Source organism: Streptomyces sp. SDT5-1 (genome assembly GCF_052245995.1).
GTDB lineage: Bacteria > Actinomycetota > Actinomycetes > Streptomycetales > Streptomycetaceae > Streptomyces.
This window is the reverse complement of the sequence record NZ_CM125963.1, coordinates 7886699-7909197: the sequence shown is the minus strand read 5'-3', so window position 1 is coordinate 7909197 and position 22499 is coordinate 7886699. Positions and strand designations below refer to the sequence as shown.

Annotated in this window: 23 protein-coding genes; 14 read left to right on the top strand and 9 right to left on the bottom strand. The window is 72.5% G+C overall.

The genetic code is table 11. From position 1 onward, the window contains the following. The first annotated feature begins 16 nt into the window (after positions 1-16). From ACTWJ8_RS36450 to ACTWJ8_RS36440, 3 genes are all read left to right on the top strand, one after another. Positions 17-1234, top strand: a complete 1218-nt coding sequence (locus ACTWJ8_RS36450) for an acyl-CoA dehydrogenase family protein (RefSeq protein ID WP_356372918.1) — start codon at positions 17-19, stop codon at positions 1232-1234. Positions 1235-1297: 63 nt separating this feature from the next. Beyond that, on the top strand, positions 1298-1852 hold the full coding sequence (ssuE, locus tag ACTWJ8_RS36445) for an NADPH-dependent FMN reductase (protein WP_443261762.1): 555 nt from the start codon (positions 1298-1300) through the stop codon (positions 1850-1852). A gap of 4 nt (positions 1853-1856) precedes the next feature. Then, a complete protein-coding gene (locus ACTWJ8_RS36440) occupies positions 1857-3041 on the top strand; it encodes an SfnB family sulfur acquisition oxidoreductase (protein ID WP_443261761.1) in 1185 nt (394 codons plus the stop codon). Between the two features lie 30 nt (positions 3042-3071). Here the strand turns inward: ACTWJ8_RS36440 and ACTWJ8_RS36435 are convergent, their stop codons facing one another. Continuing rightward, on the bottom strand, positions 3072-4082 hold the full coding sequence (locus ACTWJ8_RS36435; RefSeq protein ID WP_443261760.1) for a mechanosensitive ion channel family protein: 1011 nt from the start codon (positions 4080-4082) through the stop codon (positions 3072-3074). A 134-nt stretch (positions 4083-4216) separates the two neighbouring features. Continuing rightward, positions 4217-5065 carry a helix-turn-helix transcriptional regulator gene (locus ACTWJ8_RS36430; protein WP_443261759.1) on the bottom strand — a complete coding sequence of 283 codons (849 nt, stop codon included), beginning with the start codon at positions 5063-5065 and terminating at the stop codon, positions 4217-4219. A gap of 86 nt (positions 5066-5151) precedes the next feature. Between ACTWJ8_RS36430 and ACTWJ8_RS36425 the strand changes: the two genes are divergently transcribed. Further along, positions 5152-5937, top strand: a complete 786-nt coding sequence (locus ACTWJ8_RS36425; protein WP_443261758.1) for an SDR family NAD(P)-dependent oxidoreductase — start codon at positions 5152-5154, stop codon at positions 5935-5937. Between the two features lies 1 nt (position 5938). Here the strand turns inward: ACTWJ8_RS36425 and ACTWJ8_RS36420 are convergent, their stop codons facing one another. The 6 genes from ACTWJ8_RS36420 to ACTWJ8_RS36395 form a co-directional block, all read right to left on the bottom strand. Next, positions 5939-6910, bottom strand: coding sequence for a cyclase family protein (locus ACTWJ8_RS36420; protein ID WP_443261757.1), 972 nt, complete (start codon positions 6908-6910; stop codon positions 5939-5941). A 16-nt stretch (positions 6911-6926) separates the two neighbouring features. Further along, positions 6927-7679, bottom strand: a complete 753-nt coding sequence (locus tag ACTWJ8_RS36415) for an IclR family transcriptional regulator (protein WP_443261756.1) — start codon at positions 7677-7679, stop codon at positions 6927-6929. Positions 7680-7775: 96 nt separating this feature from the next. After that, positions 7776-8063, bottom strand: coding sequence for a hypothetical protein (locus ACTWJ8_RS36410; protein ID WP_443261755.1), 288 nt, complete (start codon positions 8061-8063; stop codon positions 7776-7778). A gap of 34 nt (positions 8064-8097) precedes the next feature. Then, positions 8098-9435, bottom strand: a complete 1338-nt coding sequence (locus tag ACTWJ8_RS36405; protein ID WP_443261754.1) for a TRAP transporter large permease subunit — start codon at positions 9433-9435, stop codon at positions 8098-8100. After that, a complete protein-coding gene (locus ACTWJ8_RS36400) occupies positions 9432-10817 on the bottom strand; it encodes a DUF1932 domain-containing protein (RefSeq protein WP_443261753.1) in 1386 nt (461 codons plus the stop codon). Before ACTWJ8_RS36400 ends, ACTWJ8_RS36405 begins: the two co-directional genes overlap by 4 nt. A 228-nt stretch (positions 10818-11045) precedes the next feature. Continuing rightward, positions 11046-13376: a penicillin acylase family protein gene (locus ACTWJ8_RS36395; protein WP_443261752.1), complete on the bottom strand. Its 2331-nt coding sequence runs from the start codon at positions 13374-13376 to the stop codon at positions 11046-11048. A 318-nt stretch (positions 13377-13694) separates the two neighbouring features. Between ACTWJ8_RS36395 and ACTWJ8_RS36390 the strand changes: the two genes are divergently transcribed. Continuing rightward, positions 13695-14276, top strand: coding sequence for a TIGR00730 family Rossman fold protein (locus tag ACTWJ8_RS36390; protein WP_443261751.1), 582 nt, complete (start codon positions 13695-13697; stop codon positions 14274-14276). A gap of 340 nt (positions 14277-14616) precedes the next feature. Here ACTWJ8_RS36390 and ACTWJ8_RS36385 read toward each other — a convergent pair whose 3' ends face one another. Next, positions 14617-15732 carry a PP2C family protein-serine/threonine phosphatase gene (locus tag ACTWJ8_RS36385; protein ID WP_443261750.1) on the bottom strand — a complete coding sequence of 372 codons (1116 nt, stop codon included), beginning with the start codon at positions 15730-15732 and terminating at the stop codon, positions 14617-14619. Between the two features lie 112 nt (positions 15733-15844). Here ACTWJ8_RS36385 and ACTWJ8_RS36380 point away from each other — a divergent pair, with 112 nt between their 5' ends. The 9 genes from ACTWJ8_RS36380 to ACTWJ8_RS36340 all read left to right on the top strand — a co-directional run bounded on the left by ACTWJ8_RS36380 (position 15845) and on the right by ACTWJ8_RS36340 (position 22430). Continuing rightward, entirely contained in the window at positions 15845-16297 is a 453-nt protein-coding gene (locus ACTWJ8_RS36380) for a hypothetical protein (protein WP_443261749.1), read from the top strand. Positions 16298-16411: 114 nt separating this feature from the next. Then, positions 16412-16606 carry a hypothetical protein gene (locus tag ACTWJ8_RS36375; RefSeq protein ID WP_356372942.1) on the top strand — a complete coding sequence of 65 codons (195 nt, stop codon included), beginning with the start codon at positions 16412-16414 and terminating at the stop codon, positions 16604-16606. 48 nt (positions 16607-16654) lie between these two features. Next, positions 16655-16867 (top strand): hypothetical protein, encoded by a 213-nt coding sequence (locus ACTWJ8_RS36370; RefSeq protein ID WP_443261748.1) that lies wholly within the window; start codon positions 16655-16657, stop codon positions 16865-16867. Between the two features lie 38 nt (positions 16868-16905). After that, positions 16906-17406, top strand: a complete 501-nt coding sequence (locus ACTWJ8_RS36365) for a MaoC family dehydratase (protein ID WP_443261747.1) — start codon at positions 16906-16908, stop codon at positions 17404-17406. 77 nt (positions 17407-17483) lie between these two features. Then, positions 17484-18449, top strand: a complete 966-nt coding sequence (locus tag ACTWJ8_RS36360) for an ABC transporter substrate-binding protein (RefSeq protein WP_443261745.1) — start codon at positions 17484-17486, stop codon at positions 18447-18449. Continuing rightward, a complete protein-coding gene (locus tag ACTWJ8_RS36355; RefSeq protein WP_443261744.1) occupies positions 18446-19234 on the top strand; it encodes an ABC transporter permease in 789 nt (262 codons plus the stop codon). Before ACTWJ8_RS36360 ends, ACTWJ8_RS36355 begins: the two co-directional genes overlap by 4 nt. After that, complete coding sequence (locus ACTWJ8_RS36350) at positions 19231-20055, top strand: ABC transporter permease (protein ID WP_443261743.1); 825 nt, start codon at positions 19231-19233, stop codon at positions 20053-20055. The genes ACTWJ8_RS36355 and ACTWJ8_RS36350 overlap by 4 nt, the downstream gene beginning before the upstream one ends. Further along, complete coding sequence (gene mdlC, locus ACTWJ8_RS36345; protein ID WP_443261742.1) at positions 20052-21662, top strand: benzoylformate decarboxylase; 1611 nt, start codon at positions 20052-20054, stop codon at positions 21660-21662. The genes ACTWJ8_RS36350 and mdlC overlap by 4 nt, the downstream gene beginning before the upstream one ends. A 9-nt stretch (positions 21663-21671) precedes the next feature. Continuing rightward, the gene (locus tag ACTWJ8_RS36340; RefSeq protein ID WP_356372952.1) at positions 21672-22430 is read left to right on the top strand and encodes an ABC transporter ATP-binding protein; all 759 of its coding nucleotides are present in this window, start codon (positions 21672-21674) and stop codon (positions 22428-22430) included. Positions 22431-22499 lie beyond the last annotated feature (69 nt).

Genomic DNA, 22499 nt, shown 5'->3' with positions numbered 1-22499 from the left:
ACCAGGGAGGTACCCCATGAGCACCGTCACGCCCGCCGACTGGCGCACCCGGCCCGCGCCCGCCACCGCCGACGAGTGGATCGCGCGCGCCGCCGAGGTGTCCGCCGTCCTCGCCACCGACGCCGCCGCCCGCGACCGGGCGGGCGCCGCGCCCCACGCCGAGGTGCGGCTCCTCAAGGACTCGGGGCTCGTCACCCTCCTCGGCCCCGTCGAGCACGGTGGCGCGGGCCAGGACTGGCCCACCGCGTACCGCGTGGTGCGCGAGGTCGCCAAGGCCGACGGCTCCATCGGTCAGCTCCTCGGCTACCACTACCTGTGGAACTGGGCCGCCCGCCTGGTCGGCACCCGCGAGCAGTGGGAGCACGTCGAGGCGGAGGCGGCGCGCAACCAGTGGTTCTTCGGCGGCGCCGTCAACCCGCGCGACGACGACGTGGTGGTGACCGAGGACGGTGACGACCTGGTGTTCACCGGCCGCAAGTCGTTCTCCACGGGCAGCCGGGTCTCCGACGTCACCGTTCTGGAAGGTGTCTTCTCCGGCACCGACCAGCACGTCTTCGCGATCGTCCCGTCCGACAGCGAGGGCCTGGTCTTCCACGACGACTGGGACAACATCGGCCAGCGTCTCACCGAGAGCGGCGGCGTCACCCTCGACGGTGTCCGCACCCCGTGGTCGTCGGCGGCGGGCTACGTCGACAAGGAGTTCAAGCCGCGCGTCTACAACACCCTCAACGTCCCCACGATCCAGCTGGTGTTCGTCAGCTTCTACCTGGGCGTCGCGGCTGGCGCGCTGGAGACGGCCGCCACGTACACGCGCACCAAGTCCCGTTCCTGGCTGCACAGCCCGTACGAGCGGGCGGTCGACGAGCCGTACGTCATCGACATCTACGGCGATCTGACGGCGAAGCTGTGGGCGGTGGAGGCGCTGGCGGACGCCGTCGCGGCGGAGGGGCAGCGGCTGCACGACGACCCGGACGCGGTCACGGCCGAGGCCCGCGGCGCCTTCGAGGTGCGGGTCGCCGCGGTGAAGGCACGTGCCACGGAAGTGGCCCTGGAGGTCGGCAACCGGATCTTCGAGGTCACCGGCGCCCGCGCCACGGCCACCGAGGAAGGCCTCGACCGGTTCTGGCGCAACGTGCGCACGCACACCCTCCACGACCCTGTCGCGTACAAGCGGCGCGAGGTCGGCCGCTGGGTCCTGGAGGGCGAACTGCCCGAACCCACCTGGTACTCCTGACCGTCCCTGCACCGGGCGCCCGCCCCGCGCGGGCGCCCGGCCACCCCTGAAAGAGGCAGCACCATGGCCACCGTCCTTTCCGTCTCCGGCAGCCCCTCCCCCACCTCCCGCACCGGCCGCCTCCTGCGCCACCTCGACCGGAGGCTGGTCGCGCAGGGCCACGAGGTGATTCCGCTGGACATCCGCACCGTCCCTGCCGACGCGCTGCTCGGCGCGGACCCGCGGCATCCCGCGATCGTCGAGGCCGCCGACCTGGTCGCCCGCGCCGACGGGCTCGTCGTCGGGACTCCGGTCTACAAGGCGTCGTACTCGGGTGTCCTCAAGGCGCTCTTCGACCTGCTGCCGCAGTATGCCCTCGCGGGCAAGACCGTGCTGCCGCTCGCCACCGGCGGCTCCGCCGCCCATGTCCTGGCCATCGACTACGCGCTGCGCCCGGTGCTCTCCTCGATGGGCCCCGACCACATCCTTCCGGGCTGGTTCACCCTCGACAAGGACATCACCATCGGCGCCGACGGCTCCTTCGCCCTCGCACCGGCCGCCGCCGAGGCCCTGCATCCGCTGGTCGAACAGTTCTCGGCCACGCTCGGTGGCCGGCCCGTCCTGGCCGCGGCGGGCTGAGCGGATGGCCGTCCGTGTCATCGCCGACGACGCCGAGGCGCTGGCCGTGGCCGCGTCACTGGCCGAGGAGTTCCGGGCCGGGGCCGCCGAGCGGGACGCCGAACGCAGGCTGCCGCGCGCCGAGTTGGACCGGCTGTCGGAGTCGGGGCTGCTCGCCGTGACGGTTCCGGCCGAGTACGGCGGGGCCGACGTCTCCGCCGTCACGCTCGCGGAGGTCTTCCGGCTGCTCGGCTCGGCCGACGCCAGCCTCGCGCAGATTCCGCAGAGCCATTTCGCGTACGTCAACGTGATCCGCCGTCAGGGCGACGCCGAGCAGCGGAAGTTCTTCTACGCCGAGCTGCTGGCGGGTCGTCGGTTCGGCAACGCGCAGTCCGAGGCGGGCACCCGGCACGTGCAGGACATCCGCACCCGTCTCGCGCCGCGCCCCGACGGCTCGTACCTGCTGACCGGTGTCAAGAACTACTGCACGGGCGCGCTGTTCGCCGACTGGATCCCCGTCCTCGCGCTCGCCGACGACGACCGGCCGCACGTCGCATACGTGCCGCGGGACGCCGAGGGGCTCACGGTGGTCGACGACTGGGACGGGATGGGGCAGCGGACGACGGCCAGCGGGACGGTCCGCCTGGAAGGTGTCGTGGTGCCCGGCGACCGGGTGCTGCCGCACCATCTGACGTTCGAGGGGCCGCAACTGCACGGGGCGACGGCCCAGTTGCTGCACGCGGCCATCGACGCGGGCATCGCGGACGGCGCCCTCGCGGAGGCGGCGGAGTTCGTACGGACGAAAAGCAGGCCGTGGTTCGAGAGCGGCCTCGAATCCGCCGCCGACGACCCGCTGCTGATCCAGCGGTTCGGCGAACTCGCCCTGGAGGTGCGGGCGGCGGGGGCCCTGCTGCGGGAGGCAGGCCGCGCGGTCGACGCGGCGCACGGTGACCTCACCGACGCGTCGGCGGCGGAGGCGTCCGTCGCCGTGGCCGCCGCGAAGGTGCGGGCGGCGGAGGCGGCGGTGTCCGTCGCCGGTGCGCTCTTCGAGGTGTCGGGGACCCGGTCGGCCCTGAACGCGCTCAATCTGCACCGGCATTGGCGGGACGCCCGGACGCACACGCTGCACGATCCGACCCGCTGGAAGGTCCAGCACATCGGCAGGTACGTGCTGAACGGGACCCTGCCGCCGCGGCACGGCCTGCTCTGACAGGCCGCGCCGCGTGCTGCGGAAGAGACGTCAGCGCGACATCGGAACCGACGCGCGTTCGTCGTCCGCGTCGGCGTCCTTGCCGGTGCGCACCCAGACGGCGCGCTGCGGGAAGGGCAGTTCGATGCCGGCCGCGTCGAGGGCCTCCTTGGCGCGGCGGCGCAGCTCGCGGGTGACCGCCCACTGCTTGAGCGGGGCGGTCTTCACGACGAGCCGGACCACGATGCCGTCGGCCTCGATGGACTGCACACCCCACACCGACGGGTCCTCCAGGAGGACTCCCTTGTACTCCTCCTCGGAGCGCAGGGACATGCCGGTCTCCTCCAGGACGGTGAAGACCTTCTCCAGGTTCGAGTCGTAGGCCACCGACACGTCGAGGACGGCGCGGGCCCACTCCTGGCTGTCGTTGCGCACGCGCATGATCTCGCCGTTGCGGATGTGCCACAGGCCGCCGTTGAGGTCGCGGACCTGGGTGAGGCGCAGGCCGACCTGCTCGACCTCACCGACGGCCTCGCCGAGGTCGACCGAGTCACCGACTCCGTACTGGTCCTCGATCATGATGAGCATGCCGGCGAGGTAGTCGGCGACGAGGCTCTGCGCGCCGAAGCCGATCGCGAGGCCGACGACACCGGCGCTGGCCAGGAGCGGGCCGAGGGCGATGCCGATCTGGTCGAGGATCATGCCGAGGCCCATGACCGTGATGACGATGGTCACGATGCTGCTGAGCACGGAGCCGATGGTGCGGGCCCGCTGCTCGCGGCGCTCCTGCGCGCGGGAGGAGTCGCGCTGGAGGACTGCGGGGCCGCGGTTGTTGCGACGCGGCTCGCCGTCCTGCTCGTTGGCCTCGAGCACCCGGTTCACGGTGCGGGTGATGGCCCGCTGGGCGAGCGCCCGCACCGCCATGGCGCCGAGCACGATGAGGACGATCCGCAGCGGAACACCGACGAACGTGCCGAGGTTGTCGCGCAGCCAGTCGGGGGCTGCGGTCACCGGGTTCTCGGCGCTGAAGGCGTACGACGACAACGCGTCGGGGGATGACACGGGAGGGCTCCGATCCGTGGCGGCAGGTCAAGTACTCGGCGCCCGAACCTATTTACCGTTGTCTCCCGAGGTCAAAGCCATGAAGAGCATGCGATGAACCCTTCACGCACACCGACAGGGCCTTCGCAGGGCCGTCACGGCGTCATGCCCGCGTCCGCGCCCACCACGGCGAGCAGGGCCAGCGTCTCGGCGTCGCGCGATCCGGGCGGGGCGCTGTAGAGAACGAGGTTCTGGTCCCGGTCGGTGAGCGCGAGGGCGTCGCAGTCGACGGTGACGTCGCCGACGACGGGGTGGTGGAAGGTCTTGGTGAGCGTCGGCGCGGACTGGATGTCACGGCGCTCCCACAGCCGGGTGAACTCGGCGCTGCCCTCCCGCAGTTCGTCGACGAGGCCGGTGACGGCGGGATCGTCGGGGTAGCGGGCGAGGGCGCCGCGCAGGTCCATGACCACGTGGTGGCGGAACTCGGCGGCGTCGGAGAGCCCGTACAGCGGGGCGTCGGGGTGCTGCGGGCCGAGGAAGGCGCGGCGCGCGAGGTTCCGCTCCTCCGGGGCGAGCAGGGCGTAGTCCTCCATGAGCGCGGCGGTCAGGTCGTTCCAGGCGAGCACCTCGAAGACGGCGGAGGTGACGAACGCGGCCGTCTGCGGGAGCCGGTCGAGGAGGGTGAGGATGCTCGGTCGGACGTCGCGCCGGTGCAGCCGCCGCCGGTTCGGCGGGGTGCCGGCGAGGACGTGGAGGTGGTCGGACTCGGCGTCGGTGAGTCGCAGCGCACCGGTGATCCCGGCCAGTACCTCGGCCGACGGGCGGGGCGCGCGGCCCTGCTCGAGCCGGATGTAGTACTCCGTGGAGATGTGTGCGAGAACGGCGACCTCCTCGCGGCGCAGCCCCGGTGTCCTGCGGCGCGGTCCTGCGGGGAGGCCGACGTCGCGCGGGGCGAGGCGTTCGCGGCGGCTGCGGAGGAACGCGCCGAGCTCCTGCTTGTCCATGCCCCCAGTGTGCCTCCGCGGCGGCGGCGCATCCTGGTACCGGTTGTGCCTGTATCGGGTGACGGGGCCGCGCCGACACTCGCCTCATGACAACCCACATGACACCCGCACCCATCGGCCTGCTGTCCGGCAAGGTCGTGTTCATCACCGGCGCGAGCCGGGGCATCGGCGCGGCGGCGGCCCGCCTCTTCGCCCGGGAGGGCGCCGCCGTCGTGCTGGCCGCGCGCGGCACGGACGCGTTGGAGCGCGTCGTCGCGGAGATCCGGGCCGAGGGCGGTGTCGCGGACGCCGTCCGTCTCGACCTCGCCGACCCGGACAGCGTGCGCGCGGCGGTCGACCGTGCGGAGGAGCTGCACGGTCGGCTCGACGGCGCGTTCAACAACGGCGCGGCGGCCCAGCGGCCGGGCCCCCTGCACACCACGAGCGACGAGGACATCGACGTGCAGTTCGCCGTCAACTTCCGCGGCCAGTGGACCGCGATGACGTGCGAGGCCGCGCTCATGCGGCGCGGCGGTGGCGGCGCGATCGTCAACACGTCGAGCATCGGCAGCCGGCGGGCGAATCCGGCCCTGCCCGCGTACGGCGCCATGAAGCGCGCGCTCAACAGCATCACGGAGACCGCGGCGGTCTCCTGGGCCGCCGACGGCATCCGCGTCAACGGCCTCACCCCCGGTGGCACCGCCACGGACATGCTCCACGACTGGGAAGCGGCGACGCCCGGCGTCCTCGACCGCGTCAGGACGGCGACGCCGCTCGGCAGGATGGCCGAACCGCACGAGGTCGCCGAAGCGGCGGCATGGCTGCTGAGCGACCGGGCGTCGATGGTGACGGGGGCGGTGCTGCCGGTGGACGGCGGGGCGGGAGCGCAGTGAGCTAACGCAGTGCCGTCGCGTTCGCCGGGGAGCCGACGCCGCCCACCAGGTTGAGGGGTTTCACCGTCAGCAGGCAGTCCCATGTGGCGTGTTGGCGGCTGTCGGCGGCGAGGGCGGTGAGGTTCCAGAGTTCGCCGAGCGGGAGGCCGAGCTTGGCGATGAGTTCCTGGTGCATCATGCCGGCGTCCTCGGGCGCGCTGTCGTGGAAGTGACTGTCGGGCGCGACGGGCAGGACCTCGACGGCGAAGGTGTCGGTGGCCATGAGGGCTATGCGGTGGTCCCAGCACCAGGCGGCGAAGTCGCGGCGCTGGGCGAAGCCGGTGGCGCGGCGCTGTTCGCGCGTGGCGGCGCGCAGTTCCGGGTCCGCGTCGAGGAACCAGCGGGCCCATCCGGTGTGCACGAGGACGAGGTCGCCGGGTTCGACGGAGCTGCCCTGCGCGCGCAGCGCGTCGTCGAGCAGGTCGGTGGTCAGGGCAGGGCCCTCGGTGTGGTCGAGGGGTGTGCCGCGGTCGCGCAGGAGCCCGTCGATGTCGATGACGAGTCCGCGTCCGGCGAGGGGTTCTTCGGCCCACAGCTGTACGCCGAGCGCCGGGGAGCCTGTCGTGATCGCCTCGTCGGGGACGCCGTTGTAGAAGCCGTGGCCCGAGGCGCGGCGGTGGCGCAGGCCGTCGATCTGGGTGGTGGCCTGGAGGTGGAAGTTGTCGAGGGAGTCGTCGCGGGCCTGTGCGTGCTTGGCAGTGATGTGGTGGCGCGGGACGCCGCGGGCCTTGGACATGGGCGGGTCGAAGGCGTCCAGGGCGTGGTCGAGGTTGAAGGCCGCGCCCCTGCGCACGCAGTCCGCGGCGCGGCGGATCTGGTGGGGGCCCGCGAAGTTGGCCATGCCGCGCTCCGCGTTCGTGGGGAACAGATGCCAGCTGGAGCCCGCGGGCGCGTCGGTGCGCCGCGAGAGTTCCTGGTACGTGGGAAGGGGCACGGCCTGGTGCTTTCTGTCAGGGGCAGCGGGCCGCGATGGCGTCGGCTGCCCGGCGTACTTCGCTGATGAGGTGCGGATGGTCGTCCGCGGTGAGTTCGGTACTGGACCCGGTGACGCTCAGGGCCCCGATGACGTCCTCGTGGGTGCTGATCGGGGCGCTGACCGCGGCGACGCCGAGGACGCGTTCGCTCAGGGAGAGCGCGTAGCCGTCCTCGCGGACCCGGCGCAGGTCGGCGGCGAGTTCCTCGGCGCCGACCTGCTCGCCGGAGATCCGGGTGAACGGCGCGGTCTCCTTGACGAAGGCGTCGAGTTCGGCCTCCGGGAGCCAGGCGGCGAGGGCCTTGCCCGCGCCGAGGTGGAGCGGGAGCTTCTCGCCGATGGGGAGCTGGTAGCGCAGCGGGTTGCGGCCCTCGACGCGTGCGATCAGGACGCGGGAGGAGCCGACGCGGACGAACAGGCTCGCCGCGAGGTGGGTGGTGGCGGCGATTTCCTGGAGGACCGGGAGTGCGACCTGGCTGAGCCGGTTGGTGACCAGGAACGCGTGGGCGGTGGCGAGGGCCGCGGGGCCCGCCGTGTAGCCGGTGTCCTCCTTGGCCGCGTAGCCGCGCTCCACGAGGACGTTGAGGATCCGCTGCACGGTGGCGACGTGCAGGCCCGCCCTGCGTGCCACCTCGCTGAGGCGCAGTGGCTGGCGGCTGTCCTCCAGTACGCCCAGGACGTCGAAGGCCCGGTCGAGGGAGCGCATGGTGGAGGCGGACTCTGCGGGCATGGGGGCGACTCCTGGATCGTCGGTCGGCACGCGTGGACCCGATAAGACTTATCAGTCCGCGAGTGTCCGCCGTGCGTCAGGAGCCGGTTCGGGCGGTCACGAAGTGCCGACCGATGCCGTGGTCGTGGGCGCCTGGGTGCCCGGTTCGCCCTCGCCCTCCGGGTGTTCCGCGTGCTGCTTCCCGTACGAGAGGACGAACGACAGGATGCCGCTGATGCTGGCTGCGATGCAGGTGGCGGGGCCCACGTCGGCGGCGACGCCCTCCACCCAGGACGCGTCGCCCAGGATCATGCCGAGGGCCTGGCCGACGACGGTGACGGTGCCGCCCGCGAGGAAGACGACGATGCTCAGCCGGAAGAGCGGTTGAAGGACGCGGTGTGCCATGAGCGGGCCTCCGGTTCGGGGGGATGGGGGCGGGTCAGACGGGGAGGACGCCGGTGGCCACGGCGGCGCCGACGAGCAGGATGGGGACGCAGTAGTAGCCGGCGAGGGGGAGGAAGGTGCGGGCCGGGTCGACGCCGGCGATGCCGCTGGCGACGTAGATGGGGGCGCCGGACGGGGGAGAGGCTCCTTCGGTCGAGGCGAAGATGAGGACGGCGACGCAGGCGGTGGCCGGGGGTACTCCGGCGCCGACGAGCGAGGTGACGGCGACGGGGCCGATGGCGGCCATGGTCGCGGAGGCCGTCAGCGGGATGGCGACGCCGACGACGAGCACGCCGACGATGAGCGCCATGACCCACTTCGGTGCCTCGACCCCGGCGAGCAGCTGGGTGAGCTGTTCGGGCAGGCCGAGTTCGCCGAGGACGTTGGAGGCGGAGAACGCGGCGACGATGGTGACACCGATGACGCCGAACTGCGGGGCGGCGCCGCCGAGGACGTCCCACCACTCGCGGCCGGAGCGGGGCAGGTGGCGGCGGCCGAGGACGAGGACGGTGGCGATCAGCAGGACGGGGATCCAGGTGATGAGGCTGATCGCGTCGGACATGACGAGCCCGACGTGGTGGCTGATCGCGGCCCCGAACGGTCCCTTGGTGAGCGCGAGGGGGATCGCGATCGCCACGAACAGGAAGAGGCTCGTCCAGCCCGCGCCGAGGCTGGTGCGCAGCGGCAGCAGGTCGGCGCGGTCGATGGGCCGCACCTTGTGGCGGCGGACCATGACGAACGCGGCGACGAGCCGGTAGCCGAGACACCACAGGCCGCCGATGGCGAGCGGCAGCACGATGTCGTCGGTGGTGGCGACGGAGGCGACGCCCGCCGAGCCCATGAGGATGAACATGGTGGAGCTGAACGGGAAGGTGACACCCATGCCGGCGCCGCCCGCGGCGACGGTGGCCGCGAGTTCCCCGCTCACGTTCGACCGCTTCATCCAGGGGATGGTGACCGAGCCGACCGCGGCGGTGACCGCGGCGCCGACGTGGGCGATGGCCCCGAAGAGTCCGGCGGCGACGGTCGAGGTGTAGACGGGGCCGCCGCGCAGCCTGCCGAGCAGCGAGTTGAGGATGCCCAGGAGGTGGTCGAGGACCGGGGTGCGGGCGAGCAGATAGCTCATGAAGACGAAGGCGAGGGCCGCGAAGGTGACCTCCTCCTGCATCGCCTCGACGAGGCCGTCCCACATGACATGGGCGATGTCACCGCCGGCGAACAGGCCGGTGACGAGGAAGCCGACGATGAGTGCCTCGCCGATGTTCCGCTTGAGGACGGCGTTCCACACGATGATGGCCACGATGTAGCAGCCCAGGGCCCATACGGCGATCACGATGTTCCTCCTGGCGTGGCCGCGGCCGCGGCGCGGATGTCGGTGCGCCGTCGCGCCTCTTCTGCCTCCACCTCGCGGGCGGCGGCCAGGACGGTCGCGGCACGCTCGGCGGGGACGACGGCCACGCCGTCGCCGTCGGCCGCGACGAGGTCCCCGGGTCGGCAGACGACTCCGCCGACGGCGACCGGGACCCCGACGTGGCCGGGACCGAACTTGTAGGGGCCTGCCGGAGTGACCGCGCGCGCCCAGACGGGGAAGCCCATCTCGGCGAGCACCTCCACGTCGCGCGCGGCGCCGTCGAGCACCATGCCGACCACTCCGCGGGCTCGGGCGCGCTCGGCGATCAGCTCTCCGACCAGGGCACGGGAGACGTCCCCCTCCCCGTTGACGACCATGATGTCACCCGGTTCGGCGATCTTGATGGCCTGGTGGAGGGCCTGATTGTCACCGGCGCGGGTCCACACCGTGAGGGCCCGGCCGACGGCCCGCGCCCCGGACCACAGGGCGCTGATGCCGGAGTCGAGGAGGCCGAGACGGTCGGTGGCGTCCCCGATGTTCGCGGTGGCGAGACCTTCGTATCCGGCGACGAGTTCGGCGGTGACCCGCGAGGTGTCCCGCAGCCCCTCGGGGCGGGCGGCGAGGGTGTGCACGTGGCCGATGGCGTCGGCGAGGCGTGCGTCGAGGCCGAGTTCGCCGACGAGGTCGGCCGCCGCGGCCACCTCGCGGGCCCGGCGCTCGCCGTGCTTGAGGGTGCCCTGGTAGAGCCGCTCGAGGGTGGCGTCGCCGTCGGCGAGTTCGCTCGCGACCTGCTGCCGCACCCACTGCTCGTCACCGGCGGCGCGCCCCGCGTCCACCGCCTCGACGATGACGGCGCCGAGGCCCTTCATGAACAGGCTCCGCAACAGCTTGCGCGCCGACGCGGCACCGGGCTCGTCGCCGATGACATCGACCGGAGCCCCCAGCGCCCCGAACCACTCGGCGACGGTCTCGGCGCCCGGGCCGCTGGTCACCAGCGAGGTGCGGTGCCGGTACTTCGGCACGGAGCCGATCACCGACACGTCCGCGAACACGGCGCAGCCGCCGACGACCTGGGCGATCCTGCGCTTCAGTTCGGGCGCGGCGGCGTTCATGTCGGCGTACACGGTGCCCGCCGTCAGATGCGGTGCGGCCTCCTCCGCCACGGCGAGCGCGGCCTTGGCGCCGGTGAGGCCGAGGACGAGGTCGCTCCCCCGCACGGCGTCCTCGATGCTGCCCGCCCGCTCGACACCCTCGGGCGTGGGCACGTCGACCGGGTCGAACCCGATGACCTGCCAGCCCTGTTCCACGAAACCGGCCGCATAGAGCGCCCCCGCCTCACCCAGACCGATGATGCCTGCCTTCACCTGAACCTCTTCTCATCGAGCGATGCTTCGTCGCCTCGGATGGTTTCTCATAGCGTGATAAGCACTATCACTGTGCGCAGGAGGATGTTGCTTGCGCATGAAGAGCACGTCAAGAGCTGACGAATGATCGATCAAACGAGGTGGGTCGCGAGCCACCACGGACACACCAAAAAGCCGCAGGGCCGAGACACTCTCGACCCTGCGGCGGCTGGGGTGTGTGGCTCCCGGTCAGTCCCCTTCGGCCGGGATCAGGCGCATGCGGCGTTCCGCGATCCTCTCGACGGCGGCGCGGCTGTAGGCGAGCGGGAAGTAGTCGCCGTCGAGCCAGGGTTCGGCGAGGTCGCGGTAGTGCGGGTCCTTCGGGACGCCGGACTGGCCCGGGGTGTTCACGGCGGCCGAGTTGTCCCAGTCGCCGACGTCCAGGACGACGCGGAAGGACGGGCCGCTGGTGTGCAGGAAGTCGCTGGTGCGGTAGGTCGCCGCATTGACGGTGTCCGGTGAGCCGCCGCTGGGCATCGGGCCGACGTCGAAGCGGGCCCGGTCGGAGTCGCTCAGGGCCGATGACGCCGGATGCTGGAAGAGGCTGTGGTGCAGCCTGCCCCACTGCCAGGCGCGTTCGTCGTCGCCGAGCAGCTTGCGCACGTCGGCGTAGGCGGCGCCCAGGGTGTCGAGCAGCAGCCGGTCGCGGGCCGCCGCGTCCTTCAGCCAGCGGCCCGGCTTCTCCAACTCGCCGATGAGGACGAGGGTGTCGGCGTCCTCGATGATGCCGGCGACCTTCGGGACGGCTGCCCGTACGAAGCCGGGGCCGAGGTGCTTGGACAGCCATACCTCGAACAGGGCGGCGGGCGCCGAGTCCGCGGATTCGACGGCGTCCCAGTCGCGCAGCAGCCGCAGGGCCCTGCGACGGTCGGGCTCGGCGCTGTTCAGCCGGGCCAGAAGCGCCGTCAACCGGCGCGCTGGTATGGAGAGTTGGTCGTGTTGCAGCGCCTTCGAGTCGGCGATGGTGTGCCGGTGCTGCCGCGAGAGGACCTCCACGATCCGCTGGTGGCGGAAGGGGTTGGTCCACTCGTAGCCGAGCCCCATGTCCTGATGATCCGGCGGCAGGTTGAACTGGTTGGCGGTGGCGATGAATCCGGCGGCCGGGTTGAGTGTCCGGGGCAGGTCGTCGCCGGAGTGGAAGCCGTCCCATTCGCAGCGGCCGTCGCCGGGCACCGGGAGCAGCCCGTCGTAGCCGACGCGCTTGGGGGCGAGGCCGCCGGGGACCCAGCCGATGTTGCCCTCGACGTCGGCGTACACCTGGTTCTCCGTCGGGGCGCCCCAGTTGCGCATGGCCTCGGTGAACTCGCGGTAGTTGCGGGCCCGCATGTAGGCGACGCTGCCGAAGTACGGGGACGTGCCCGCCTCCAGCCACGCGGTGCGCACGGCGTACGCGAGGTGACGTTCCTCGTCGACGTGGATGACGGGCCCGTGCCGGGTGAAGGCCAGTTCGACGGTCCTGTCGTCCTCGCCCGCGACAGGGACCCGCTCGCGCAGCACCTTCAGCGGTTCCCAGCCGTCCCGGTAGCGGTAGCTGCCGTGGTCGTCCGGGTCCAACTCGTAGACGTACAGGTCCTCCTGGTCCATCGGGAAGATGGTGAGGCCGAACGCGACGGTGCCGTTGTGCCCGATGGAGATGCCGGGCAGGGCCGGCTCCCCCGCGCCGATGACGTCGAGTCCCGGGGCGCTGAGGTGGACGATGTAGCGCAGGGACGGGGCGGAGTAGGAGCGGTGCGGGTCGTTCGCGAGGATCGGGCGGCCGGAGGCGGTGCGGCCGCCTCCGATCACCCAGTTGTTGGAGCCCTCGGTGGTGGCGTCGCGCAGCACCGCCTTGCGAACGGAACCCTCACTGAACTCGACTTCCTGCGTAGCGAGTTCGAAGACATCGAGCACGTCGTCGGGGAGCCCGCACGGATCGAATCCGTCCGGCACGGTCGTCCGGTGCTCGGGCTGGAGGCCCTGGCGCACCAGATCGGCGTCGACTTCGGCGGCGCAGGCGACCTGGGCGCGCTTGACCTCGCTGGTCAGATTGCGGGTCAGTCCGTGGCTGCGGATGCGGACGACGTCCTCGGGGTTCCAGCGGGCGGGCCGGTAGCCGAGCAGGCCGAACTCCTCGGGGAGCCGGTCGGGGTGGGCGTCCAGCCAGTCCACGTAGGCATTGATCCCGGCGGTGAACCGGGTCGCGACCTCCCGGGCGTCCTCGGCGTAGCGGGACCACTCCAGGTCCATGTCGCCGCGGTACAGGAACAGGCGGGTGGCGCGGTCCTGCGCGACGTAGTCGGGGCCCAGGACGGCGGAGAGTTCGCCGAGTCCGCGTCTGCGCCACAGATCGATCTGGAAGAGGCGCTCGCGGGCGGCGTTGAAGCCCTGGGCGAGGAACACGTCGTGCTCGTTGTCGGCGTAGATGTGCGGGACGCCGTAACGGTCCTCGACGATCTCGACGGGCGCCCGCAGCCCCCGCACCCGGTAGTCGGTCACCTCTACGTCGCGTGCGGTCGGGGCCGCGCTCGCGCCCGGGGACATCGCGCCGACTCCCGCCGCTCCAGCGGCCGTTGCCGCCAGCACCTGCCGTCTGGACAATCGCGCTCGTCCTGCGTTCACCACGAACAACCTCCTCGTCGGTCGACCGCCGGGCACCCGCCGCGCGGGGCGCGCGAAAGATGCCCCGTACAGACAGATCGAGGCTAGGAGGAAGCGGAACGCGCGACGAGGGGCGCGTCATTTCGTTCATATTGGCCGCGGGCCCGCGGCGGCCCCGCCGCCCACGTGCCCGCGGGCCCGGCGGGCGGGTGCGCGCCCGTGGTAGACCGGAACCTTTGCCACGACCGAACCGGAGTCCAGATGCGTCGCCTCGCCGTCTTCCTCGCCTCGTCCACCGGGCACGACCCGGCCCACACCGAACTGGCCGCCGCCGTCGGCACGGAGCTGGCCCGGCGGGGCATCGGACTTGTCTACGGCGGCGGGCGCAGCGGCCTGATGGGGACGGTGGCGGACAGCGCGTTGAAGGCGGGCGGCGAGGTCATCGGCGTGATGCCGCGCAGCATGGTCGAGCGGGAGTGGGCGCACGAGGGGGTGACGCGGCTGGTCCTGTGCGACTCGATGCACGAGCGGAAGGCGCTGATGGCGGAGTACGCCGACGCCTTCGTCGCGCTGCCGGGCGGACTCGGCACGCTGGAGGAGATCTTCGAGGTGTGGTCGTGGCGGCAGCTCGGCTTCCACGCCAAGCCCGTCGGCTTCCTCGACGCGGGCGGCTTCTGGACGCCGCTGCTCGGCGCGCTGCGCGGGCTCGCGGACTCCGGGTTCCTGCCGTCGGCCACGCTCGACGACCTGGCCGTCGCGCCCGACCTCGACGGCCTGCTGATGGCGCTTGAGGAGCGGCTGCGGGGCGGCGCGGAGCCGGCGCACGGTGAGAACTGGAGGTAGTCGGCCGGGAGTGCGCGGGGTGCCTGCGGCTTGAAGGTGGTGATGGTGACGTCAGTGGATCACTGTCGTCGCCCTACGGGATCGTCCGGGGGCGGTTCGAACGGCGGGCTGTGCGGAGCGTGGCCCACCGGGCGGTCGACGCCGGGGCTCGGGTGGTACTCGGTGGGTGCGCCCCGCGCGGCGGGTGCCCGGCGGTCGACCGTCAAGGACGGGGTGGACCTGCTGTCGGTCGCCGCCGGGGCGCCCGCCCGGCCCGGCGCCGTCGTCGGAGATCTCTGGGCCGGGCGGCCGGCACGGGTCCGGGAGGCGACGTTCTTTTCTGCGGGCCCCTCCCCGACGGCTAGCGGGAAGCGGCGGGGCGCTCCAGGACGATCATCACGGCGTCGTCGTCCAGGTGGCCTCCGACGTGGCGCATCAGGTCGCGGCGGAAACGGCCGAGGAAGGCGTCGCAGCTGTTGTCGGTCCAGCCGGTGATGCGTTCGGTGAGCGGGTAGAAGGTGCCGTCGGGGTCGCGGGCCTCGGTGACACCGTCCGTGTAGAGCAGCATGAGGTCACCGGGCTCGAACGGGAAGCCCTCGACGCGGTAGCGCCGCTCCCCCAGTTCACCGAGGCCGAGCGGCGGGGCCGGGTGGGCCGCGCTGATCACCGTCGGCCGGCCGTCGCGCAGGACGACCGGCGGCGGATGCCCGCAGGACACCATCCGGACACGCCCGCCCCGGTCCGGGATCTCCAGAACGGTGGCGGTGATGAAGGTCTCCCCGTAGCCACCCGCCTCGCCCGCCCCTGTGGAATCCCACGACACGCAACGATCCAGATACGCCACCAGCTCGTCCAGACTCGCCTGCCGATGGGCCGCGACGCGGAACGCCCCGACGAGCAGAGCGGCGTCGCTCACCGCCGTCATCCCCTTGCCCCGTACGTCGCCGACGATGATCCGGGTACCGGAACTGGTACGCGCCGCGGCGTACAGGTCCCCGCCGATCTGCGCCTCGGCCTCCGCGGCGAGATACAGCGACGCGGTCCGCAGCGGCCCGAGCCGCCTCGGCAGCGGCGGCAGCACCACCCGCTGCGCGGCCTCGGACACGTACCGCACCTGCTCCAGCTCCTTGGCGCGCCGCTCACGCAACACGCAGAAGACGACCAGACAGGTGCCGACGACGATCAGCGCGAGGATCTGCGCCTGGTGATTGGCCGAGAGCAACTGCTCCGGATCGCGCAGCACGCCTATGACGGTCTGCGCGATCACCGCGAGCGCGGCCACGAACCCCACGGCGCGCGGTCCACCGAACGACGGCGTGATCGCGGGAGCCGCGACCAGCAGCGGCCCCAGGTGTATGTGCGGTGGCGCAAGCACGTCGACCACGGACACGACGACGATCCACGCGACCGGTATGGCGATCAACGCACCACCCGCCCGCCCGGATCCCCCGGCACGCCCGTCGAGACCTTGCGACATTCCTCCTCTCTACCTCTCTCCCGCCTCATGCGCACCGGCAGGCGTCCCCGTGCGGGGAGCCACGAACAAAAATCACAGGCACCGCCCGACCGCCACGGGCAGGATCGCCGCCATGTCGACCGACGTGAGCGGAATGATCGAGTGCCGACCGGGCGCCCGGCTGTGGGGGCCCGAGGACGAGGACTCCGTGTGGGAAGCCGGCATCGACCTGTTCCTGGTCCACCAGGGCAACGCCTACGACGGCCTGGCCTGCCTCTTCGGGATCCGCAACACCTTCGGCTTCCGGCCGGTGGCCGAGCGCCGCGGTTTCCCCGACGACGCGTCGCCGGGCCTGCGTGCCGCATTCACCGCATTCGGCGGTCCGGACGACACACACGGCACCACCTGGCTGACCTGGGCCGAACTCGAAGCCACCGACTGGCAGGAGACCAACGCCTCCGGCACCCGCAGCCGAGCCGCGGCCGCCGGACCGGACACCGACTGGGACCGGGTCTGGCGGGTGATGGCCGCGCTCAGCGAGGTCCACGGAGCGGAGAACGTACGGCTCACCGTCTGGTTCCACTGACACCCGAGCAAGCAGCCGGCCGACGAGCGGCACCCACCCAACCCCGGCGCGGCGACGGCGGGCATCCGCGCGTCGGCTTGCGCGGGAAATCGAACACGCGATCTAATCAAGGGTATGCGGAACACGATCACTGAGGACCTGGTGGAGACGCAGCGGGAGTGGGACGCGACGTATCGGCAGCTTGCGGAGCGGCCCGGCCGTACCGCGCTGCGGCGCCGCCTGTTGCATCTGTCGAGGGTGCTGGCGGGTGAGCGCCTCACCCCCGCCGAGAAGGCCGAGCTGCGTCGGCGGGCGCGGGGGCGCGAGTGAGGGGCGTCCCAGTTCGCGAAGCGGAGGGCGCGGCGGCACGGTGGACGCATGGCGCCTGAGATAGTCGTGCACCGACCGTCGCCCGCCGGAGGACGCCGGGTCGCGGTCGCCGGCGTGATCCTCGGCCTCGCCCACGACGACCACGACCTGACCGAGTTCCTGCGCCGGGCCGGGCTCGACGACGCCGAGCAGTTGGTTTCAGGGGGTTCGGCGTTGATCCACTGGCGTGGTGGTCGACCTCATGAGTACGGTCCCGGGTAGCCCTCGCCCGGAGAGGCGGCGTCCGCTAGCGTGCCGCGATGACCACCGCATCGACCTCCGCCCTCGGCCCCGACTTCGACACCCCCGTCGAGAAGCGGTACTTCGAGGACTACGTGCCCGGCGCCACGTACGCGTACGGCAGCATCGTCGTCACGGAACAGGACATTCTCCGGTTCGCCGGGGAGTTCGATCCGCAGGCCATCCACACCGATCCGGAGGCGGCCGCCGCGGGCCCCTTCGGCGGGCTCATCGCCAGTGGCTGGCACACCGCGTCGGTGATGATGCGGCTGTACGCGGACCACTACGTCAGCAAGGTCGCGAGCCTGGCGTCGCCCGGCATCGACGAACTGCGCTGGCCGCGCCCTGTGCGGCCGGGCGACAGCCTCTCGCTGCGCGCCACGGTCCGCTCGGCCCGCCCCTCGCGCTCCAAGCCCGACCGGGGCCTGGTCCACACCGACGTCGAGCTCCTCAACCAGGACGGGGACGCGGTGCTCACCCTGACGGCGATGAACCTGCTGCTGCGGCGGGATCAGGACTGACGCCGCCGTCGCGCCCCGGTGCCCCCTGGCGATCATCGCCGTACGCCTGCTAAGCAGGGATGGTGACGTTACGTCAGGTGAGGAAGCGTACGGGCGGGACGGCGGCGGTGGCCGTGACGGTGCTCGCCCTCCTGGTCTCGTCCTGCGGCGGGTCCGACACGAACGACGGCTCAGGCGATGGCGGCGACGACTCTCAAGTGACCGTAGCCGCCCTGCCGTTGACGGACTCCGCGGCGCTCTACATCGCCCGCGACCGCGGCCTGTTCAAGAAGGAGGGGCTGGATGTCCGCATCCAGCCCGTGCAGCAGAGCATCCAGGCGCTGCCCGCGCTCTCCAAGGGGCAGGTCGACGTCATCGCGAGCGCGAACTACGTGACCTTCCTCCAGGCCCAGGAGAAGGGCACGCTCGACGTCCGCATCCTCGCGGAGGGCGTGCGGACGGCGCCGCACATGATGGACGTGCTGGTGCCGAAGGACTCGCCCCTCAAAAAGGCGGCCGACCTGAAGGGCAAGAAGGTCGCCGTCAACATCCTCAACAACATCCAGACACTGACGCTAGACGCCATCCTGGAGAAGCGGGGCGCGGGACCGCCCGCCTACCGGCAGATCGCGTTCCCGCAGATGGGGGCCGCCCTGGAGAAGGGGCAGGTCGACGCCGTGCACGCCGTCGAGCCGTTCGACAGCGCGATCCAGGACGAACTGAAGGCGCGGGTCCTCGTCGACGGCGGCGCGAGCCCCGTCGAGTCGATGCCCATCAGCGGGTACGTCACCACCGCCCGGTACGCGAAGCAGCACCCCGACACCGCCGCGAAGTTCCAGCGCGCCATCGAGGCCGCCTCGAAGATCGCGGACGAGGATCCCGCCGCGGTGCGCAAGGTGCTGCCGACGTACACGAAGGTCAAGCCGGCGCAGGCCGAGTCGATGGGGCTGCCCGCGTACCCGCCGACGACCGAGCCCGAGCAGTTGCAGCGGCTCGTCGAACTCATGCGGAAGCAGGGGCTGTTGAAGAAGGACGTCGACCCCGCGACGCTCGTCGTCAAGTGAGCGGGCGCGACCGCCGCCGGGACGCCGTGCTCGGCGTCGTCGGCGTGCTGCTCGCGTTCGGGGTGTGCGAGGCGGTGTCCCGCGCGGGGCTCATGCGCAGCACGTACCTGCCGCCCGCATCGGACGTCCTCGCCCGCGCCGTCGAGCTCGCGGGCGACCCGGTGTTCCTCGACGGGGTGGGCGCCACGCTGCGCGCCTGGGCGCTGGGGCTCGCGCTCGCCTGCGCGATCGCGGTACCGGCCGGGCTGCTGCTCGGGAGCGTGCCGGTGGTGGACGCGGCGGTGCGCGCGATCGTGGAGTTCCTGCGCCCGCTGCCGTCCGTGGCCCTGATCCCGTTGGTGTCACTCCTCCTCGGCACGGGGACGCGGACGGAGGTCGCGCTCGTCACGTACGCGTCGGTGTGGCCGATCCTGTTCAACACGATGTACGGGCTCGGCGAGAGCGAGCCGCTGGCCAAGGACACGCTGCGCGCCTTCGGGTTCGGCAGGGCGGCGGTGCTGCTGCGCGTGGAACTGGTCGGCGCGGCGCCGTTCATCGCCGCCGGGATCCGGATCTCGGCGGCTGTCGCGCTGATCGTGGCCGTCGCCACGGAGCTGCTGTCCGGGTTCGGCGAGGGCCTCGGCATCTTCATCGCGCAGGCCCAACTGGCCACCGACGGCGCCCGCGACGTGCTGGCGGGCGTGGTGTGGGCGGGCACCATCGGCCTGCTCGTCAACGGCGTACTGGTGTGGGGCGAGCGGCGCCTCTTCCCGTGGACGCCCGAGCGGCGTGCGGTGCGGGCGTGACACGGACGGTGCCGCGGACACGTCGGCCGCCGGTGGTGGCGAGCCCCCGGGTGGGCGGGCTGCTGCGGTGGCCGGTCCTCGTCGTCGCGATCGCGCTGTGGGAGGTGGCGGCCCGCGCGCACGGCAGCGTGTTCTTCCCGCCGCCGTCGCGGATCGCACGGCACGCGTACGACCTGTGGTTCTCGGGCCCTGTCCGCCACGCGTTCCTCACCGACGCGGCGTTCGACACGATCGGTCCGAGCCTGGGACGGATGGCGGCGGGGTTCGCGCTCGCGGCCCTCGCGGGGATCGTGCTCGGCGTGGCGATCGGGCGCTCACGGCGGGTGTACGCGCTGTGCGATCCGGTGCTCCAGTTCGCGCGGGCCGTGCCACCGCCCGCGCTGGTACCGGTGTTCGTCGTGGTGCTCGACTTCGGTACGCCGATGCAGATCACGTCGATCGTGTTCAGCGCCGTGTGGCCGGTGCTCGTGAACACGGCGGAGGGCGCGCGGAACGTGGATCCGGTGCGTCTCGAGGTGGCCGCGGCGCTGCGGCTGACGCCGGTCGAGCGGCTCGGGTACGTCATCGTGCCGTCGGCTCTGCCGCGCATCTTCGCGGGGCTGCGGCTGAGCCTGTCTCTCGCGCTGATCCTGATGGTGTTCTCGGAGCTGCTGCCGGGCACGGAGAACGGCATCGGTTTCGTCCTCACCGACGCCCAGTCCCGCTCGGACCTGCTCACGGTGTGGTCGGCGCTCGCGCTGCTCGGGGCCCTGGGGTATCTGCTCAACACCGGTTTGCTGGCCATCGAGAGACGCGTGCTCGGCGCGGGGAGGACGGCATGACGACAACGACCGTGCGGGAGGCGACCGTCGGGCTGCTGCGCGACACCGGGATGACGACGGTGTTCGGCAATCCGGGCTCCACGGAGCTACGCATGTTCCGCGACTGGCCGGACGACTTCGAGTACGTCCTGGGGTTGCAGGAGGCGGCGGCCGTCGGCATGGCCGCGGGGCACGCCCTGGGCACGGGCCGCGCGGCGTTCGTGAGCCTGCACTCGGCGGGCGGCGTCGGCAACGCGCTCGGCGCCGTCTTCAACGCCTACCGGGACCGGGTGCCGCTGGTGATCGTGGCGGGGCAACAGGCGCGCTCCCTGATCCAGCTGCGCCCCTTCCTCGGCGTCGACGAGCCGACCCGATTCCCGCGCCCGTACGTCAAGTTGAGCCGCCAGCCCGAGCGCGCGGCCGACGTGCCCGCGGTGCTCGCCGAAGCGCACCGCGTCGCGATGACGCATCCGCGCGGCCCGGTGTTCGTGTCGGTGCCGGAGGACGACTGGGACGCGGAGGCCGAGCCCGTCCAACACCGCGCGGTGCGGGCCGACTTCACGGCGAGCCCGGAGGCGCTCGCCGCGCTCGCCGCCCGCCTCGACGCCTGCGCCCGCCCGGCACTCGTCGTCGGCCCCGGCGTGGACGACGAGTCGGCGCTGCCACAGGTGCTCGCACTGGCCGAACGCGTCAGGGCGGGCGTGTGGATCAGCCCGCTGTCCGGCCGCTCGGGGTTCCCCGAGTCGCACCCGCTGTTCCAGGGCTTCCTGCCGCCGGTGGCGGGCCAGCTGGCGTCGCGCCTCGCCCCGTACGACGTGGTGGTCGCGCTCGGGACGCCGGTCTTCACGTACCACGTCCCGGACGACGCACCACCTCTCGCGCCCGGCACCGAGCTCTTCCACCTGGACCCCGACCCGGCGCAGGCGGCCTGGCTGCCGACGGGCACGAGCCTGGTCACGACACTGCGCCCCGCACTCACCCAACTCGCGGCCGTGGTCCGCGAGTCGGGGCGCGAACCGCCGCCGCCCCGCGTGCGTCCCGAACCGGTGACCGCCGCGGACCGGCTCACGCCCGAGCTGGTCCTCGACGAGCTGCACCGGCGTCTGCCCCGCGACCGGATGCTCGTCGAGGAGGCCCCCAGCCACCGCGACGTCCTGCACGCGCGCGTGCCGGTCGACCGCTCGGGCGGTTTCCTCACCACCGGCAGCGGCGCCCTCGGCTGGGGCCTGCCGCTCGCGGTCGGCCGCGCACTCGCGGACCGGCGGCGCGTGGTGTGCGTCCTGGGGGACGGTTCGGCGATGTACTCGGTTCAGGCGCTGTGGACGGCGGTGAGACACCGGGCGCCTGTCACCTTCGTCGTGCTCGACAACGGCGGCTACGGCGCGGTGCGCGCGCTCGGCCGCCGGATCGACATCGACCCGGTGCCCGGCACGGACATCGGCGGCATCGACTTCGCCGGGCTCGCCGCCTCCTTCGGCTGCCCCGCCGACCGCGCGGAGCGGCCGGACGACCTCGGCAAGGCCCTCGACCGGGCGGTGTCGGGGCTCGGCGATGAGGACGGGCCGCATCTGCTGCACCTGAAGGTCGCGGGCACCGACGGCACGCTCTACGAACCGTGGGCGAGGTGAAGGGCCGGCATGCTGCGTCTCAGCTCCGTCAGCCAGTCGTACGGCGAACACCGCGTCCTGCACGACGTCTCCCTGACCGTGCCCGACGGCCAACTCCTGTGCGTGGTGGGCCCTTCGGGCTGCGGGAAGTCGACACTGCTGCGCACCATCGCGGGTCTGCTCCCCGTACAGGAAGGCACCGTCACGGTCGACGACACACCGGTCACCGGGGTGCCCGACAGGCTCGCGATCGTCTTCCAGGACTACGGGCGCTCGCTCCTGCCCTGGCTCTCGGTGCGGGACAACGTGGCGCTGCCGCTGCGCCGCCAGGGCCTGAAGCGGGCGGAGCGGCGGGCGTCCGCCGAGCGGATCCTGGAGCGCGTCGGCCTCGGGGAGGCGGCCCGGCGGCACCCGTGGCAGCTGTCCGGCGGCATGCAGCAGCGGGTCGCCATCGCCCGCGCGCTGGTGGTGCGGCCTTCGCTGCTACTCATGGACGAGCCGTTCGGTTCCCTGGACGCGCAGACCCGCGAGGACCTGGAGGACCTGCTCCTGGACGTGCACCGCTCCGAGGGCACCACGACCGTGTTCGTCACGCACGACATCGACGAGAGCGTCTACGTGGGTGACCGCGTGGTCGTCCTCTCCCGGGGCCCCGACTCCGGGATCGCGCTCGACCTTCCGGTCAGGCTGCCCGCGCGGCGCGACCAGATCGCGACGCGCGGACTGCCGGAGTTCGTCAAGCTGCGCGCCGAGGTGGGCCGGACGGTGCGGGCGCCGGACGGCACCTGAAGGGGGCGACGGCTGGTGTGTCCGGCGTCGACGCAGATGCCGTGTGCGCCGTTCTCCAGCATGGTTCCG

What these genes read in the sequence shown, in the direction of transcription:
- ssuE (WP_443261762.1), top strand. Translation starts at nt 1,298, where the DNA reads ATGGCCACCGTCCTTTCCGTCTCCGGCAGCCCCTCCCCCACCTCCCGC.
- ACTWJ8_RS36415 (WP_443261756.1), bottom strand. Translation starts at nt 7,679, where the DNA reads ATGCCCGCAGAGTCCGCCTCCACCATGCGCTCCCTCGACCGGGCCTTC.
- ACTWJ8_RS36430 (WP_443261759.1), bottom strand. Translation starts at nt 5,065, where the DNA reads ATGGACAAGCAGGAGCTCGGCGCGTTCCTCCGCAGCCGCCGCGAACGC.
- ACTWJ8_RS36450 (WP_356372918.1), top strand. Translation starts at nt 17, where the DNA reads ATGAGCACCGTCACGCCCGCCGACTGGCGCACCCGGCCCGCGCCCGCC.
- ACTWJ8_RS36440 (WP_443261761.1), top strand. Translation starts at nt 1,857, where the DNA reads ATGGCCGTCCGTGTCATCGCCGACGACGCCGAGGCGCTGGCCGTGGCC.
- ACTWJ8_RS36395 (WP_443261752.1), bottom strand. Translation starts at nt 13,376, where the DNA reads ATGTCCCCGGGCGCGAGCGCGGCCCCGACCGCACGCGACGTAGAGGTG.
- ACTWJ8_RS36385 (WP_443261750.1), bottom strand. Translation starts at nt 15,732, where the DNA reads ATGTCGCAAGGTCTCGACGGGCGTGCCGGGGGATCCGGGCGGGCGGGT.
- ACTWJ8_RS36410 (WP_443261755.1), bottom strand. Translation starts at nt 8,063, where the DNA reads ATGGCACACCGCGTCCTTCAACCGCTCTTCCGGCTGAGCATCGTCGTC.
- ACTWJ8_RS36340 (WP_356372952.1), top strand. Translation starts at nt 21,672, where the DNA reads ATGCTGCGTCTCAGCTCCGTCAGCCAGTCGTACGGCGAACACCGCGTC.
- ACTWJ8_RS36370 (WP_443261748.1), top strand. Translation starts at nt 16,655, where the DNA reads ATGGCGCCTGAGATAGTCGTGCACCGACCGTCGCCCGCCGGAGGACGC.
- ACTWJ8_RS36390 (WP_443261751.1), top strand. Translation starts at nt 13,695, where the DNA reads ATGCGTCGCCTCGCCGTCTTCCTCGCCTCGTCCACCGGGCACGACCCG.
- ACTWJ8_RS36380 (WP_443261749.1), top strand. Translation starts at nt 15,845, where the DNA reads ATGTCGACCGACGTGAGCGGAATGATCGAGTGCCGACCGGGCGCCCGG.
- mdlC (WP_443261742.1), top strand. Translation starts at nt 20,052, where the DNA reads ATGACGACAACGACCGTGCGGGAGGCGACCGTCGGGCTGCTGCGCGAC.
- ACTWJ8_RS36365 (WP_443261747.1), top strand. Translation starts at nt 16,906, where the DNA reads ATGACCACCGCATCGACCTCCGCCCTCGGCCCCGACTTCGACACCCCC.
- ACTWJ8_RS36425 (WP_443261758.1), top strand. Translation starts at nt 5,152, where the DNA reads ATGACAACCCACATGACACCCGCACCCATCGGCCTGCTGTCCGGCAAG.
- ACTWJ8_RS36375 (WP_356372942.1), top strand. Translation starts at nt 16,412, where the DNA reads ATGCGGAACACGATCACTGAGGACCTGGTGGAGACGCAGCGGGAGTGG.